14 protein-coding genes are annotated in these 14,409 nt (G+C 73.6%); 3 read left to right on the top strand and 11 right to left on the bottom strand.

Features of this window, described 5'->3' with window-relative positions:
* Nucleotides 1-12: 12 nt before the first annotated feature.
* From EF879_RS22910 to EF879_RS22895, 4 genes are all read right to left on the bottom strand, one after another.
* Entirely contained in the window at nucleotides 13-1,512 is a 1,500-nt protein-coding gene (locus EF879_RS22910; protein ID WP_123561959.1) for a PQQ-binding-like beta-propeller repeat protein, read from the bottom strand.
* 119 nt (nucleotides 1,513-1,631) lie between these two features.
* The gene (locus EF879_RS22905; RefSeq protein WP_123561957.1) at nucleotides 1,632-1,829 is read right to left on the bottom strand and encodes a DUF397 domain-containing protein; all 198 of its coding nucleotides are present in this window, start codon (nucleotides 1,827-1,829) and stop codon (nucleotides 1,632-1,634) included.
* Between the two features lie 147 nt (nucleotides 1,830-1,976).
* The gene (gene fahA / locus EF879_RS22900) at nucleotides 1,977-3,182 is read right to left on the bottom strand and encodes a fumarylacetoacetase (protein WP_123561955.1); all 1,206 of its coding nucleotides are present in this window, start codon (nucleotides 3,180-3,182) and stop codon (nucleotides 1,977-1,979) included.
* A gap of 25 nt (nucleotides 3,183-3,207) precedes the next feature.
* On the bottom strand, nucleotides 3,208-4,065 hold the full coding sequence (locus EF879_RS22895; protein ID WP_123561953.1) for a hypothetical protein: 858 nt from the start codon (nucleotides 4,063-4,065) through the stop codon (nucleotides 3,208-3,210).
* Between the two features lie 94 nt (nucleotides 4,066-4,159).
* Here EF879_RS22895 and EF879_RS22890 point away from each other — a divergent pair, with 94 nt between their 5' ends.
* Nucleotides 4,160-5,332: a homogentisate 1,2-dioxygenase gene (locus EF879_RS22890; RefSeq protein ID WP_123561951.1), complete on the top strand. Its 1,173-nt coding sequence runs from the start codon at nucleotides 4,160-4,162 to the stop codon at nucleotides 5,330-5,332.
* Nucleotides 5,333-5,474: 142 nt separating this feature from the next.
* Here EF879_RS22890 and EF879_RS22885 read toward each other — a convergent pair whose 3' ends face one another.
* Both EF879_RS22885 and EF879_RS22880 read right to left on the bottom strand, forming a co-directional pair.
* Nucleotides 5,475-6,521, bottom strand: coding sequence for a tetratricopeptide repeat protein (locus EF879_RS22885; protein WP_123562060.1), 1,047 nt, complete (start codon nucleotides 6,519-6,521; stop codon nucleotides 5,475-5,477).
* Between the two features lie 354 nt (nucleotides 6,522-6,875).
* On the bottom strand, nucleotides 6,876-7,703 hold the full coding sequence (locus EF879_RS22880; RefSeq protein WP_123561949.1) for a class I SAM-dependent methyltransferase: 828 nt from the start codon (nucleotides 7,701-7,703) through the stop codon (nucleotides 6,876-6,878).
* Between the two features lie 209 nt (nucleotides 7,704-7,912).
* Here EF879_RS22880 and EF879_RS22875 point away from each other — a divergent pair, with 209 nt between their 5' ends.
* Entirely contained in the window at nucleotides 7,913-8,779 is an 867-nt protein-coding gene (locus EF879_RS22875) for a DUF2510 domain-containing protein (protein ID WP_123561947.1), read from the top strand.
* A gap of 13 nt (nucleotides 8,780-8,792) precedes the next feature.
* On the opposite strand, the gene ispF is transcribed toward EF879_RS22875, so the two are convergent.
* From ispF to EF879_RS22860, 3 genes are all read right to left on the bottom strand, one after another.
* The gene (gene ispF, locus EF879_RS22870) at nucleotides 8,793-9,272 is read right to left on the bottom strand and encodes a 2-C-methyl-D-erythritol 2,4-cyclodiphosphate synthase (protein WP_123561945.1); all 480 of its coding nucleotides are present in this window, start codon (nucleotides 9,270-9,272) and stop codon (nucleotides 8,793-8,795) included.
* An 18-nt stretch (nucleotides 9,273-9,290) separates the two neighbouring features.
* Nucleotides 9,291-10,001 (bottom strand): 2-C-methyl-D-erythritol 4-phosphate cytidylyltransferase, encoded by a 711-nt coding sequence (ispD, locus tag EF879_RS22865; protein ID WP_123561944.1) that lies wholly within the window; start codon nucleotides 9,999-10,001, stop codon nucleotides 9,291-9,293.
* A 65-nt stretch (nucleotides 10,002-10,066) separates the two neighbouring features.
* Nucleotides 10,067-10,552: a CarD family transcriptional regulator gene (locus EF879_RS22860; RefSeq protein ID WP_123561941.1), complete on the bottom strand. Its 486-nt coding sequence runs from the start codon at nucleotides 10,550-10,552 to the stop codon at nucleotides 10,067-10,069.
* Nucleotides 10,553-10,880: 328 nt separating this feature from the next.
* On the opposite strand from EF879_RS22860, the gene EF879_RS22855 reads away from it, so the two are divergent.
* Complete coding sequence (locus EF879_RS22855; RefSeq protein WP_123561939.1) at nucleotides 10,881-11,627, top strand: hypothetical protein; 747 nt, start codon at nucleotides 10,881-10,883, stop codon at nucleotides 11,625-11,627.
* A 188-nt stretch (nucleotides 11,628-11,815) separates the two neighbouring features.
* On the opposite strand, the gene EF879_RS22850 is transcribed toward EF879_RS22855, so the two are convergent.
* Both EF879_RS22850 and EF879_RS22845 read right to left on the bottom strand, forming a co-directional pair.
* On the bottom strand, nucleotides 11,816-12,910 hold the full coding sequence (locus EF879_RS22850; protein WP_123561937.1) for a type III polyketide synthase: 1,095 nt from the start codon (nucleotides 12,908-12,910) through the stop codon (nucleotides 11,816-11,818).
* Nucleotides 12,911-13,204: 294 nt separating this feature from the next.
* Nucleotides 13,205-14,374, bottom strand: coding sequence for an acyl-CoA dehydrogenase family protein (locus EF879_RS22845; RefSeq protein WP_123561935.1), 1,170 nt, complete (start codon nucleotides 14,372-14,374; stop codon nucleotides 13,205-13,207).
* Nucleotides 14,375-14,409: the final 35 nt, after the last annotated feature.

The following is a 14,409-nucleotide window of genomic DNA, read 5'->3' as shown; positions in this document are numbered from 1 at the left end:
GGTACGGCGCGCTCAGGTGGCGGCAAGGATGACCGGCTGGTCCCCCAGGTAGTAGCCGCGGTCGTCGTCGGTCGGGTCGACCGGTTCGGCCAACCGCTCCACCGCGACGAACCCGCTGGCCGCGTACGCGAACCCGGGTGCCCAGGTGGTGGAGTCCCGGCCGTACGTGAACGGGAAGCGGGAGCGCTCCGCCCCGGTCGCCGTCTCCAGCGTGACCAGGTCCCCCGCCCCGCCACCCGGCGCCGCCTCGGTCCGCAGGTGCACCCGGCCCGGCTGGACGGCGAGCACCCGGGCCCGGCCGCCCGTCCACCGCCAGCGCCGGGCACCGGACCGCACCGCGCGCGCCACCAGCCCGGTCTCGTCGGGTGCCACCGCCACGTCGTCGACGAGCACGGTTTCCGGCCAGTCCAAGGTGGGGGCGGCGACCGGCGCGCCCTGGTCGAGCAGCCAGCCCCGGGTGACGCCGGCGTACTCGGTCCGGATCGCCCGGCAGCCCGAGCGGCCGGTCGGGCAGCCCAGCGGGACGACCCGGAGGTCGCCCGTGGCCGCCTTCTCGACACCCGGCTCCGCCGCCGGTGCACCGCCGGGCGCGCCGGCCGGTTCAGGAGCGACGTCCCGGGGAGCGAGCGGGCTGGAGCCGGCGCCCCGGGGACCGACCGGGCCGGGGCCGGTCGTTGCGCGGCCGGTCGGGGCGGGTCCGGCCAGACCGGGGCGGTCCGATCCCGGTCCGGCCGCACCGGGACCCGTCGGATGCCACCGGGTCACGAGCCGCCCGGTGGCGACGTCGTAGAAGCCGAGGAGCGCGGCGCCGGCACAGGTCTCGGGAAGGACGAGCTCTCCGCTGCCGGTGGTCAACCCCGCCTCCGGATCCCCGGCCCGGCAGCCGCGGTCGACGTCCGACCGCCACAGCAGGCGGCCGGAGTCGAGGTCCATGCCCCGGCGCTCGGTCGAACCGGCAATCACCAGCACCCGGGTCCCGTCCGCGGCGACGGCGGTGAAGAGGCCGGTCGGGGCGTAGACGGTCGCGGCCCCGGTGCGCCGTCCGACGTACCCGTGTCCGGGCCGTGGCCCGACGGCGCGCCAGCGGGGCTGGCCGGTGCGGGCGTCGAGGGCGACCAGCTCCCCGTCGGACCAGCGGGTCACCACCGTGGTGCCGGCCGCCACCACACCGGCGAGCTGTGCCGGCCACCGTCGGTACGACCAGTACGGTGTCCGCCGGGTCCGCGCGTCGATCGGGTGGTCGGCCCAGACCGTCCGGGTGGTGGCGTAGACCCGCAGCCGGCCGTCGACGATCAGCGGGGCCGCGTTCAGGGTGCCGATCACCCCGGGGGCCGGGTCCGGGACGACCGGAAGGCCCACCCGGGCCGGGATGACCACCTCGGCGGGGGCGAGCACCCGGTAGCCGACCGCGACGGAGGCGGACAGGACCAGTACGGCCGTGGCGACGGCGAGGGGGATCCGTCGCCTCAGCCTCGAACCGGTCGGTCTCCCGGAACCGTTCGGCGTCGCCATGCCCGCACCTCCGCCGGGCACCCTACCGATCAGGACCGGACCTCATCCTGGCAGGTGTACGGCAGTCCTGGGCCGGCGCCGGCGTCCGGCTCGGTCACGGAACCCCGCCGAGGCCCCGCTCAGCCGCGGAACCGCCCGGATCGGGCCGCCGCCACGAACGCCGCCCAGGTGGCGGGGGTGAACTCCAGCACCGGACCGGGGTCCTTGGAGTCACGCACGCCGACGATCCCGGGGAGGTTGTCCGCGACCTCGATGCAGAGGCCCTGGTCGTTGGAGCGGCTGCTCTTGCGCCACACCGCACGCGCACGGTCAAGCATTGTCGAACCCTTTCAGCCAGTTAAGCACCATATGGGCGAAACTCGTCCGCCGAGATACTCAACGCGGCATCGGTGTTCCTGTTACTCGACGCGATGAACCGATCGCACGCCGAGTGCGACCGCGCGGGTCGCCGGATCCCGGCGGCGTCAGACCGGTCGGGCGGGGACGATCGTGCCGGTGACCTCGCCGAGGCCGACGAGGGCGCCGTCCGGGCCCGGCGCGGTCCCGCTGATCGTGACCGTGTCCCCGTCGGCGAGGAAGGTCCGGGTCGATCCGTCCGGCAACCGGACCGGCTCGGCGCCGCCCCAGGTCAGCTCCAGGAACGAGCCGGTCTGGTCGCGCCGGGGCCCGGAGACCGTGCCGGAGGCGTACAGGTCGCCGGTCCGCAGGGCCGCGCCGTTGACGGTCAGGTGGGCGAGTTGCTGGGCCGGTGTCCAGTACATCGACGCGAACGGCGGTTCGCTGACCCGGTGACCGTTCCAGTCGACGGCCAGCCGCAGGTCCAGCCCCCGGTGTGGGACGTCCCGAAGGTACTCCAGCACCGGCGGGTCCTGCGCCGGAGCCGGGACCCAGGCGTGCTCCAGCGCCTCCAACGGCACCACCCAGGGCGAGATCGAGGTGGCGAAGGACTTGCCGAGGAACGGGCCGAGCGGCTGGTACTCCCAGGCCTGGATGTCCCGGGCCGACCAGTCGTTGACCAGCACCACCCCGAAGACGTACGTGGCGAGGTCGGCGACGCCGACCCGCTGGCCGAGCGGCGACGGCACCCCGACCACGAACCCGACCTCCGCCTCGATGTCGAGCCGGGTGGACGGCCCGACGACCGGCCCCTCCGGGGTGGCCCGCTGCCCGGTCGGACGGACGATCGGCGTACCGGAGACCACCACCGTGCCGGCCCGGCCGTGGTAGCCGACCGGCAGGTGCCGCCAGTTCGGCAGCAGCGGGGGCTGGCCGGGCCGGAAGATCTGCCCGACGTTCGCCGCGTGGTGTTCGGAGGAGTAGAAGTCGACGTAGTCGCCGACCGCGAAGGGGAGGACCAGCTCGACCTCGTCGAGCGGACGGAGCAGTGGCGCCACGGCGGCGCGGTGTTCCTCGGCGGTGAGCAGCTCGACGATCCGGCGGCGTACCGTGGTCCACTGGCCACGCCCGAGCGCCATGAAGGCGTTGAGGCTCGGCTGGCGCAGCGCGCCACCCGCCAGGACCAGCCCGGCCGCCTCCGCACCGTCGAGGTCGAGCACGGCGTCGCCGATCCGTACGCCGATCCGGGGCGCCCGGCCCCCCTCGACGAAGACTCCGTACGGCAGGTTGTGCACCCCGTACGGGGAATCGGCCGCCCCCGTCACCCAGGTCACGCCCCGTACCCTCCGCTCCGCGTGGTCATTCCTCGTACCCTCCGTTCACCAGCCCGAGCCGAACCAGGTCGATGAGCGGCTCCATGACGCTGCACGAGCCAAAGCCGATCCAGAGTGGACGATTCTGGTCCCGTCGGGACCGCGCGGCCTCGACCAGCGGCACCGGGTCGGTCGCGGCCAGCAGTTCGGCCATCTCCGTCACCTCGGCTCCGGCGTCCCCGGCGGCGGTGGCGGCCAGGATGTTGACGAACCCGTGGTGGGTGAAGCCCGTCTCCGGGTCGATGTGCCGGATCGCGTGGTGCAGCCCGGCGGTGAGCTTGAACGGCAGCTTCCGGTCCCGGCAGGCGCCGATCACGGCCGCCAGCTCGACCGGGGTGGGGAAGAGTTCGGCGGCGAGCCCGCCGGTGCGGAACTTCGCCGCGATCCGCTTCCCGGCGGCCCGCTCGGCGGCGAGCCGGTCGAGCGCGCCGAGCAGGCCCCACGTCAGCGGGATTTCGGCATAGACGTCGGCATCGTCGAGGTGGGCGGGGAGGCCGACGAGTTCGGCGAGGCCGGGCTGCGGGTCCTCGCCGCGCTTGGCCACCGCCGCCTCGACCTGGCGGATCCGGATCCGCGAGTCGACCTGGTCACGGAGCTGGTACAGCCGGGCGATCGGCACGTCGCCGACGACGCCGATCTCGAGCTGCTCGTCGGGGCCGAGCAGCGCCGGCAGCTCCGGCAGGGCCGAGGCGGGGAGGAGCAGCGGGCCGACCAGGTCGGCGTACCAGGCCGCCCGGTGTCGACGGTGGGCGGCGACCGCCTCGGGCAGGGTCGCGCTGCCGGGCGGAAAGACGGCGGCGTCGTCGACCAGCCCGGTGAAGAGCCGGGGGACCTGCGTTGACACGAACAGAAAACTTACGGGACGCTACGACTAGCGGACAACAGCGTCCGATTATCGGACGTTCTTGGCCGCTGACTGGGACAAAAGGGAGGCGACAATGCCGTACTACCGCAGGGTCGGCGAGGTACCCCGCAAGCGCCACACCCAGTTCCGGCAACCCGACGGCAGCCTCTACGCCGAGGAGTTGATGGGGCAGGAGGGCTTCTCGTCGGACTCGTCGCTGCTCTACCACCGCCACCTGCCGACCGCGATCGTCGCGGCCGAGGAGTTCACCCCACCGACCTGGGCGCGGGTGCCGAACCGGCCGCTCAAGCCGCGCCACCTGCGTACCCACAAGCTCGACTCCTCCGGGGCCGACGCGGTGCTCGGCCGGCAGCACCTGCTGGTCAATGACGATGTCCGGATCTCGTACGTCGTCGCCGACCGCCCCTCCCCGCTCTACCGCAACGCCGTCGGCGACGAGTGCCTGTACGTCGAGTCCGGCGCCGCCCGCATCGAGTCGACCTTCGGCGTCCTCGGCGTGACCGCCGGCGACTACGTCATCATCCCGACCTCGGTGATCTACCGGGTCGTACCGGTCGCCCCGGACCCGCTCCGGATGCTCACCATCGAGGCGTCCGGGCACATCGGCCCACCCAAGCGCTACCTCTCGGTCCGGGGCCAGTTCCTGGAGCACTCGCCGTACTGCGAGCGCGACATCCGGGGGCCGGAGTCGCCGCTGCTCGTCGAGGGGACCGACGTCGAGGTGTACGTCCAGCACCGTCGCGGCTGGACCCGGCACGTCTACGCCCACCACCCGTTCGACGTCGTCGGCTGGGACGGACACCTCTACCCGTGGGCCTTCTCCATCCACGACTTCGAGCCGATCACCGGCCGGATCCACCAGCCGCCGCCGGTGCACCAGACGTTCCAGGGCCCGAACTTCGTCATCTGCTCCTTCGTCCCGCGCAAGGTCGACTATCACCCGCTGGCGATTCCGGTGCCGTACAACCACCACAACACCGACTCCGACGAGGTGCTCTTCTACACCGGCGGCAACTACGAGGCGCGGCGCGGCTCCGGCATCGAGCAGGGCTCGATCTCGCTACACCCGGCCGGCTTCACCCACGGCCCGCAGCCCGGTGCGCCGGAGCGGTCCATCGGCGCCGAGCGCTTCGACGAGCTGGCGGTCATGGTCGACACGTTCCGCCCACTCGACCTCTGCGAACCGGCCCTGGCCTGTGAGGACGGCGAGTATGCCTGGACCTGGTCCCGCCCCGCCCCCACCTGATGCGTGCCGGTGACCTGATGCGCGCCGGTCGGCCTCGAGCCGTATCTCGGCCTGCGCGCGGTGCCGGCCCGGTCAGGGTTCCGTTGCCGATCGGCAGGGCCTGGTCCAACGACCACGTGCCCGCCGCTCGGCTCGGCGTCGATCACTGCTTCTGCTCGCTCTCCGGATCCCAGGCGAAGATCACCGCGAGTTCGGCCGCGGTGGCGGCGACGATCGCCAGAACGAGCAGCCAGGGGATGCCGACCAGCGCGTAGAGCAGGATCAGCACCGGACCGGCCGCGGCCGCGTACACCGCGACGGCGAGCATCCGGTCACCCCGGATCAGCTCGGGCAGCCGACCCCGGCCCAGGTTCGGCACCCGGCGGGCCAGCCGCCACAGCAGGATTCCGCCGACCAGCGAGGCGATCCCGGCCCAGACCCGGCCAGGGGTCGGGTTCAGCCCGGCCATGCAGGCGACCAGCACCGCCGCCACGATGGTGTAGCCGAGGGCGTACATCACGATCCGGCGCAGTCCCTGGGCGATGGTGGCCCCGCTGTCCACCCGGCCGGGGGCGAGCGCGGCGGCGTCGGCCAGGTGTTCCAGGGCCTCGGCGTAGCGCCGCTGCTCCAGCCGGATCACCCCGATGTCGTGCTGCGCCTCGGCCAGCTCCGGGTCGAGCCGGAGCGCCTCCCGGTACGCGCGCTCGGCCAGGTCGAAGAGCTCCATCCGCGCGGCCACGAGGCCCAGCACCAGGTGCGCCTGCGGTTCCTCCGGATCCAGCTCGACCGCGCGCCACGCGGCGTTGAGGGCCTGCTGGCCGTTGCGCGCCTCGCCGAGGATCGCGGCGGCGCTGCGCTGCGCGTACGCGTCGTCCGGGCCGAGCGCCAGGATCTCGTCGGCGACGGCCGCCGCCTCCTTGAACCGGCGCAGATCGACGAGGGCGTGGCCGCGGAGCACCAGCGGGTGGAACAGGGTCGGGGCGACGGCGATCGCCGCGTCGGCGGCCTCCAGTGCCCGGGCCGGATCGCCGGCGGCGAGCCGGATGCGGGCCAGGAGCAGCAGCGCCGGCAGGTGGTCGGGTTCGAGCGCGATGGCGAACCCGACCTCGGCGGCGGCCTCGTCGTACCGGCCCAGTTCGGCGAGGAGTTCGGCCCGCTGGACGTAGCTGTCGGCGGTGGCGGACTGGTCGGATTCGGCGTCACTGGACACGTGCCGAAGCGTATCCGGGTGTGTCTCGTCGGATCGTCCGCCGCCCACCGCGGCCACGGTCCGGCGGGCGGTGGCCGCCTGCCCGACCGGCGCCGGCACTCCTCGGGCCCACGGTGGGCGGCGGTTGGCTGGACGACCGGTGGCGCCCGACCGGCCCGCCGCTGGCGGCATGCCGAAGCCCTGGTGGCGACACGCCGCATCTGTCCGCGCGACCCGCCGAAACGCCACTCCCCATCGGCGGCAATCAGCGATACCGTGGACGGACCAAGCCTGGCGCTCCCCCCGTGGCGTCAGGCTTGGTCCTTGTCTCCCCCCAGCCAGCCCACGCTTCCGGGGTCGGTGCCGTGGCGACGGTCAGGCGGTGTCGACCCGTACGGCGGCGGTCGCCAGGGTGGTGTGCCGGGCCGTGAAGTGCCCGCCCAGCGCGTCGACCGCGGCCCCGACGGCGCGCAGGATGCCGGCTGTCGTGTCGGGTGGTAGGTGGGTGAGGACACCGGTGGTGGGGAGCAGGGCCAGCCACTGGTCGCGCGTGTACGACCGCTCCCAGTCGAACCGCCACTGTTCGGGTTCGTGGAACCGTCCCGTCTCGCGAATCGTGCCGGCGATCTTCGCGTACCCCGCCTGGTACATCTCCAGCGGCCGACGGGCCGGCAGCGTGCCGAACGGCGAGTCCGGCACCAGCCGCCGGACGGCGTCGGCGAGCGCCTCGGCCACCTCGACGGGCGGCTCGAACACGTGCCCGAAGATCGCCAGCAGCCCGTTCGGGCGCAGTACCTGGGCCGCCTTGACCGCGCCGGCGACCGGATCGATCCAGTGCCACGACTGGGCGGCGATCACCGCGTCGAACGTCCGGCCGGCCGGTGCCCAGGCTTCGAAGGTCGCCACCTCGACGCGCAGGCCGTGGGACCGCGCGACATCGGCCATCCGCGCATCCGGTTCGACCCCGAGCACCGTGCAGCCGGCGGTCCGGAACTGGCGGGCCGCGATGCCGGTCCCACATCCCACGTCGAGCACGTCCGGGCCGGGACTGCTGGAGACGATCCGCGCCACCAGGGCATCGGGGTAGCCGGGTCGGATCCGGTCGTAGCGTTGCGCGTCGGCGCCGAACGACTCGGCCACCCGCCGCTTGCGGTGCAGCTCCGCCGGGGACCAGCCTGGTTGCTCCTGTGCCGAAGTGACCATGCGCCCACTTTAGTGGGCACTCGCCCATTAGGAAAGCGACGCGGTACCGCGCCCAGGAGTCGCGATCGGCAGGAGCCCGCAGCGGCCGTCCACAGTGGCCGACCACCGGCGCCAGTACGCGTGATCCCCGCAGCGGAGGCTCGCGGGGCCGCGCGACCGTTACCGGATCATGACGTCGCCGCCGGGCGGTAGACTCCGATCCGGCCTGCATGCGGATGGAGGTCCAGATGCAACCCGGCTGGTATCCGGACCCGTCGGGGCGCCACCCGTTGCGCTGGCACGACGGCCAACAGTGGACTCCGCAGGTGCTGGACGGTTGGCAGCGCCCGCTGGTCGATCCGCTTGATGCCGCCGTCGCGGCCTCGACGCCCCGACCACCCGCGCCGACTCCCCCACCGCCGGTGGCAGCCGGCTCCACGGACGCCGTCCCCGGAACCGCCCTCCCGCCGGACGCCCCCGCTCCCGCGACCCCACCCGCTCCGACCACGGTCGGAACGCCAACCCTGGGCACTCCCTCCCCGCCGCCGGGCATCCCGGCCGGCCGGACGCAGCGGCCGGGCAGGACCGGGCGGGGGCCGACCCGATACGGCCTCGTGTTCCGACTGGCCGTCATCGCGGTCGCGGCCGGCGTGCAGGGGGTGGGGTTCTTCGTCTCTCCCTGGGCGAGGATCAACTACGGGACGGGGTGGGTCCAGGTCGGTTACCTCGACTATGCGGACCTGCTGCGTGGCCTCGGTGCCGAGCTCGGCGGATGGCACGAGGCGTACCTCGACGGGGTCGCGCTGCTCCTCGCACTGGTGGCGACCGCTGGCACGCTCGCCGTGGTGCTGGCGTACCACCTGACCGGCAGGGAACGGGGCGACCTCCTGATGTTCGCCGTGGTGGGGCTGACGGCGTTCGCCGGTGGCTTCGGCAGCGACATCCGGTTCCCCGACTCCGGTCCGACCGTCGCGATCGAGGCCTGGCAGACGGGCAACGGGTTGTCCACGGTGATGTGGGGCACGCTGCTGTTGGCGTTCGCGCTGTTCCTGGGCTCGCCGCTCCGATCCACCACGCCGGCCCGGAATTCCTCCTGAACGGATCGGCCGCTCAGCCGGACCGGCGGTGGATCAGGGCCACCGCGAGGCCGGCCAGACCCTCTCCCCGCCCGGTCAGGCCCAGCCCGTCGGTCGTCGTACCGGAGACGGTGACCGGGGCGCCGACCGCCTCGGTCAGCGCCGCCTGGGCCTCGGCCCGACGCGGCCCGATCTTGGGACGGACGCCGATCACCTGGATCGAGACGTTGCCGATCTCGAAACCGGCGGCCCGAACCCGCCGGGCCGTCTCGGCGAGCAGGGTCACCCCGGCGGCACCGGCCCACTCCGGCTCGGCGACCCCGAAGTTGCTGCCGAGATCGCCCAGACCGGCCGCGGAGAGCAGCGCGTCGCACGCCGCGTGCGCGGCGACGTCGCCGTCGGAGTGCCCGGCCAACCCGGTCACGCCGGGCCAGTACAGGCCCGCCACCCAGCACTCGCGCCCCGCCTCGAAGGCGTGCACGTCGGTCCCGATGCCGACGACAGGAACGGTCATGTCCGCCAAGCGTAGTGATCAGGATTGCCCGGCGACCGGCGCGCTCCCCAACAGGTACTCGGCCAGGGCCAGGTCGAAGGGGCGGGTGATCTTCAGGGCGTACTCGGAGCCGGGGACGCAGACGACCCGGACGCCCTGCTTCTCGACCAGGCCCGCGTCGTCGGTGAGCGGGTCGACGGCGGCGGCGTGCGCCGCCGTGAGCACCGCGCGCCGGAACCCCTGGGGGGTCTGCACGGCCCGAAGCGCCGCCCGATCGACGGTGCCGAGCACCACCTCGTCGGCCGAGACCTCCTTGATCGTGTCGACGACCGGGAGCACCGGGATCACGGCCTCGGCGCCGGCGCGCACCGCCGCGGCGACCGACTCCACCAGCGCGGCCGGGGTCAGCGCCCGGGCCGCGTCGTGCACCAGGATGATCTCCGGCCCGGCCGGGACCGCGGCCAGGGCGGCGGCGACGGACGCCTGCCGGGTGGCCCCGCCCGGCACCACCGTCACCTCGGCGACCGGGGCGAGCAGTTCCCGGACCGCCGCGACCTCGGTGGCCGGGGCCGCGACCACGATGCTGTGCACCGAGGGGGCCGCGGCGACCCGGCGTACCGCGTGGGTCAGCAGGGGCTCGCCACCGAGCCGGCGCAGCGCCTTGGGGGCGCCGGGACCGAGCCGTACCCCGGCCCCGGCGGCAGGAACGAGGACCGCGACGTCACCGCGCGGATTGAGCTGCGCGGTCACGTCGCGGTCCTCGTCTGCTTTCTCGGGTACGACACCGACACGGCCGGATCGTGCCGGTCTGAGACCTATGCCTCGGCGAGCACCTTGTCGAGCAGGACTTCGGCCTCGTCCTTGGTGCTCTTTTCGGCGAGCGCGACCTCACCGACCAGAATGTCGCGGGCCTTGGCGAGCATCCGCTTCTCGCCCGCCGAAAGGCCCCGCTCCCGCTCGCGGCGCCAAAGGTCCCGAACGACCTCGGCCACCTTGAGGGGGTTACCGGAAGCCAGCTTTTCCAGGTTTGCCTTGTAACGCCGCGACCAGTTGGTCGGCTCCTCGGTGTGCGGGGCACGAAGGACATCGAAGACCTTGCCCAGGCCCTCTTCGCCAACCACCTCGCGCACGCCCACGATCTCGGCGTTCTCGGCGGGCACCCGGACCGTCAGATCACCCTGAGCGACCCTGAGGACGAGGTACTGCTTGGGCTCGCCCTTGATGATCCGAGTCTCGATCGCCTCGATGAGTGCGGCCCCGTGGTGGGGGTAAACAACGGTCTCGCCGACACTGAAAACCATAGGTTCGAAACCCCTTTCGCTGTGTCTAGGGTAACACGCTCAGGCACCGATGTCCCACCGCAGTCCTGACCGTTAGCGCAGCTCAGAGGCCCTGTGAGAGGTCTTTCTTCGGCTTGACAGCACACCGATCCGTGGATTTCAACACGCTGCGTGACGTACGGATCACGGGTCGGCAAGACGGGTCGGAAAAATCGGATCTACGGAGTTGCGGCCCTCCAAGGGTATCTCTTCGGGACAGCCGCCGTCCCCCACTGGCGATACGCCCGCCGGTGGGGGACCCTGGTACCACACCGAACCACTCCTCAGCTGAGCGGTCAGGGGGCGCGCTATGAGCACGTCTGCCGACGGCGACGGACGGCCGGACAACGGCGGCTTCGACGACCTGCCTGACCTGCCCGCCGACTGGGGTTCGATAGTGATCCCCGACGATCCCGCCGAGCTGGCCGCGGAGGCCGCCCAGGTACGCCGCGAACTCCGCCGCCGCGCCCGCCGGGACGCCTGGCGTCGCCGCCTCGGGCTGGCCTCCGCCACCACCGGTCCGGCGCCGCTACGACTCGCGCTGGTGATCATGTCGGTCGCCATCATCGCGACCCTGATCAGCCTCTTCGCCTTCGCCTGGCCCGGGCAGCGCCCCACGGCCACCGTCCGGACATCCCCGGGCAATCAACCCGACCACACCCTGCCCGCCCTGGACCTGCTCGGCGAGGACGGCGGTCTCGTCCCCCTGCGCAGCCTGCTCCCCGCGATGATCATCATCGCCGACGGCTGCCCGTGCGCCGAGGAACTCGACGCGGCCCGCCGCGCCGCGCCGCCCGGGGTGAACGTGGTGGTGGTCCGCACCCGCCAGACCACACCCGGCGCCCGACCCGCGACCACACCAGGGGATGGCCCGGCCCTCCGGTTCCTCACCGACCCCGCCTCCGAACTGCGTACCTCGCTGCACCTGACCGCACCGCCGGGCACCGCGAGCGCCCTGGTGGTGACCCGATCCGGTGAGATCATCCGCACCGTGCCGGAGCTCACCACGAGCGCGGAGTACCAGGCCGACCTCGCGCGACTGTCCTCGGCGGGATGAGCCCCGGTCGCCGCCGGGTCCCCTCCGCCGCGAACCGGCGATTCGCCGTCGGCGCCACCTCCGACCGCCCGGCGGGCCACCCGCCACCAGCCCTCGCTCCCGGGGTCAGCACGGTGTCCCTCGGCAGCGCGAGCCGGCGCAATCCGCTTCCCCCGCGTCCACACCGGCCGGCCCATCCGGCCGTCCAGCTAGAACCCGGCCCGCCCCGTGCCGGGAAGCCGGTCCAGCAGCGCCGCGTAGAGGGTCAGGCCCGGGCCGAAGGCGAGCATCACCACGGTACGGGGCACGGCGGCGGACCGCCGGAGCCGGTCGAGGATCAGCAGCGACGTCGGCGAGGAACAGTTCCCGTGCTCGTCGAGAATCGCCCGGGACGCGGCCAGCGCCTCCGGGGGCAGACCCAGCTTCTCCTCCACCACGTTCAGGATCCGGGGGCCGCCCGGGTGCACCGCCCAGCCGTCCACCTCGGAGATCCGCCGACCGTTCCGGGCCAGCAGGCCGGTGACCAGCTCCGCCACGTAGAGCGCCAGGACCTGCGGCACCTTCGGCGACAACCCCATTCGGAAACCGGTGTCGGTCAGCTCCCAGGTCATGTGGTCCGCCGTCGAGGTATCCGTCACGGCGGTCACCTCGCGGATGGCGTATCCGGGGCGGTCGCCGGGCACGACCACGACCGCGACGGCGGCGTCGGAGAAGAGCGCGTGCGAGATGATCTGCTGGGTGTCCATCCGGGCCGACGCGGGCTGGAGGTGCAGACTGGTCAGTTCCGCGCAGAGGAGCAGCGCCGGACGGCCCCGGGCCGTCACGAAGTCGTTCGCGGCGCCGAGCCCGGGGAGCGCGGCGTAACACCCCATGTGTCCCACGAACATCCGCTGGGTGTCCGGGGCCATACCCATGTCCCGGGCCAGCAGGATGTCCAGGCCCGGGGTCGCGTAGCCGGTGCACGAGCAGACCACGAAGAGGCCGACGTCCCCGGCCCGCAGGCCCGCGTCGGTCAGCGCCCGGTCCACCGCCTCCTTACCCAGCGGCAGCGCCTCGATCTGGTACCGACGCATCCGTCGCTCGGTTGGCCACTCCGAGACGTCCTCCAGCAGCGGATTCACCGCCGCCTGCCGCCGGCTCACCCCGGAGTTCGCGAAGATCCGCTCGGCGAGCGTCCGGGTCGTCCCGGAGAAGTGCCGGGCGAAGAAGCCCTCCCACAACTCGTCCTGACCGGACGCCGGGGGCAGGGACACCCCCACCCCGGCGATCACCCCGGGCCCGTATCCGCTGCTCCCGCTACCCATACCGCCCTCCGATCGCGACCCGCGCCAGCTCGCGTACCACGCGCTCACCGAGCCCAACCCCGGAGCGCGACCGGGGGACGCGGGAACGTACCCGCCGGTGCCCCGCGGATCGGCTCGGCCGGACCCGCGACGCCGTACCGCCCTGCCCGGCTGGGTGAGCGCGCCGCCGGCCGGTGGGCCGGGTGCCGGCTGCCCGGGCGTCGCCGCCGCGCGGCCCACCGGGAGGCATCCCGGCCGCCCGATGGCGGCGCCACGTCTCCCAGGGTGGCACCCCGAAACCAGCGTGGCGCGCGCTCACCAACGCGGCGTCGTGCCATCCCGGTCCGGGTCACCGCCGAGCGCCGCCACGCCCAACCAGTCCGCACAGACGTCCGAGGTGGCCGGGTGCAGCGAGCCGCACCGGGCGTCTCGGTAGAGCCGCTCCAGCGGATGCCCCCGGCGGGTCGCCGAGGTGCCGGCGGCCTCCACCATCGACGCCGCCACCTCCGCCGCGGTCGTACCGGCGAGCAGCTTGGCCCGCCACACCCAACGGTTCGTCTCCGGGTCGCCCGGCGCCTCGTCGACCCGGCGGGCCGCCTCGGCCACCGCCAGCTCGGCGGCGGCCACGGCCGCGTCCGCCCGTCCCACCCGCGCCCGGACCGCCGGCAACGTGTCCAGTCCGCGGGCGGTCAGGTGCTCGACCGCGGCGTCGATCGCCGCCCGGGCCACTCCGACGTAGACGGCGGCGTAGCTCGCCACCAGCCAGTGCGGCATCAGCTGGGCGACCACCAGCGCCAGCCCCTCCACCCCGCCGAGCAGCCGGTCGGCCGGCACCACCACGTCCAGGTGCAGGTCGTGTGAGGCGGTGGCCCGCATACCGAGGGAATCCCAGGTCGGCTCCACCCGCAGCCCGTCCGGAGTGGCCGGTACCAGGAACTGCGAGACCACCGTCTGATCCGCGACGCTGCGGGCGGCGACCAGGTACGCGTCCGCGTGACCCGCACCGGAGCAGAAGGTCTTCACTCCCCGGATGTGGTAGCCCCCGTCCACCGGCTCGTACGTCGTGGTCAACCTCGACAGCCGGGAGCCGACACCCCGCTCGCTCATCGCCACGGCGTACCAGGCCCCGGCCGCCGCCTCGGCGAGCAGCCGGTCCCGGGCCGCCAGCGCCTCGTCCGGTACGCCGAGCGCCTCCGCCAGCTCCTTGGTGAGCGCGCCGAGCGCACCGGTCACCGAGGCGTGCATGTTGAACACCAGCGCCGTCGCCCCGTTGCCCCGAGCCAGCTCGGTGGCGACCGCGGCGTACCCGGCGAAGCTGACGCCGAGCCCGCCCAGTTCCGGCGGGACCATCAGGCCAAAAAGCCCGGCGTCCCGCAGGTCGGCGAAGTCCTCGACCGGAAAGCTTCCGTCCCGGTCGTAACCGGCCGCCCGGGCCGCCAGTCGCGGCGCCAACCGGCGCGCCGCCGCCAGCGCGTCCACCGTCATCCGTGCCCCCTCTCCGCACCGGGCAGATCGCCCCG

The organism is Micromonospora sp. HM5-17 (assembly GCF_003762835.1).
Taxonomy (GTDB): Bacteria; Actinomycetota; Actinomycetes; order Mycobacteriales; family Micromonosporaceae; genus Plantactinospora.
This window is presented reverse-complemented; position numbering and strand designations above follow the sequence as displayed.

What these genes read in the sequence shown, in the direction of transcription:
- ispF (WP_123561945.1), bottom strand. Translation starts at nt 9,272, where the DNA reads ATGACCGTTCCTGTCGTCGGCATCGGGACCGACGTGCACGCCTTCGAG.
- EF879_RS22890 (WP_123561951.1), top strand. Translation starts at nt 4,160, where the DNA reads ATGCCGTACTACCGCAGGGTCGGCGAGGTACCCCGCAAGCGCCACACC.
- EF879_RS22905 (WP_123561957.1), bottom strand. Translation starts at nt 1,829, where the DNA reads ATGCTTGACCGTGCGCGTGCGGTGTGGCGCAAGAGCAGCCGCTCCAAC.
- EF879_RS22875 (WP_123561947.1), top strand. Translation starts at nt 7,913, where the DNA reads ATGCGGATGGAGGTCCAGATGCAACCCGGCTGGTATCCGGACCCGTCG.
- EF879_RS22845 (WP_123561935.1), bottom strand. Translation starts at nt 14,374, where the DNA reads ATGACGGTGGACGCGCTGGCGGCGGCGCGCCGGTTGGCGCCGCGACTG.
- EF879_RS22910 (WP_123561959.1), bottom strand. Translation starts at nt 1,512, where the DNA reads ATGGCGACGCCGAACGGTTCCGGGAGACCGACCGGTTCGAGGCTGAGG.
- EF879_RS22850 (WP_123561937.1), bottom strand. Translation starts at nt 12,910, where the DNA reads ATGGGTAGCGGGAGCAGCGGATACGGGCCCGGGGTGATCGCCGGGGTG.
- EF879_RS22860 (WP_123561941.1), bottom strand. Translation starts at nt 10,552, where the DNA reads ATGGTTTTCAGTGTCGGCGAGACCGTTGTTTACCCCCACCACGGGGCC.
- EF879_RS22880 (WP_123561949.1), bottom strand. Translation starts at nt 7,703, where the DNA reads ATGGTCACTTCGGCACAGGAGCAACCAGGCTGGTCCCCGGCGGAGCTG.
- EF879_RS22855 (WP_123561939.1), top strand. Translation starts at nt 10,881, where the DNA reads ATGAGCACGTCTGCCGACGGCGACGGACGGCCGGACAACGGCGGCTTC.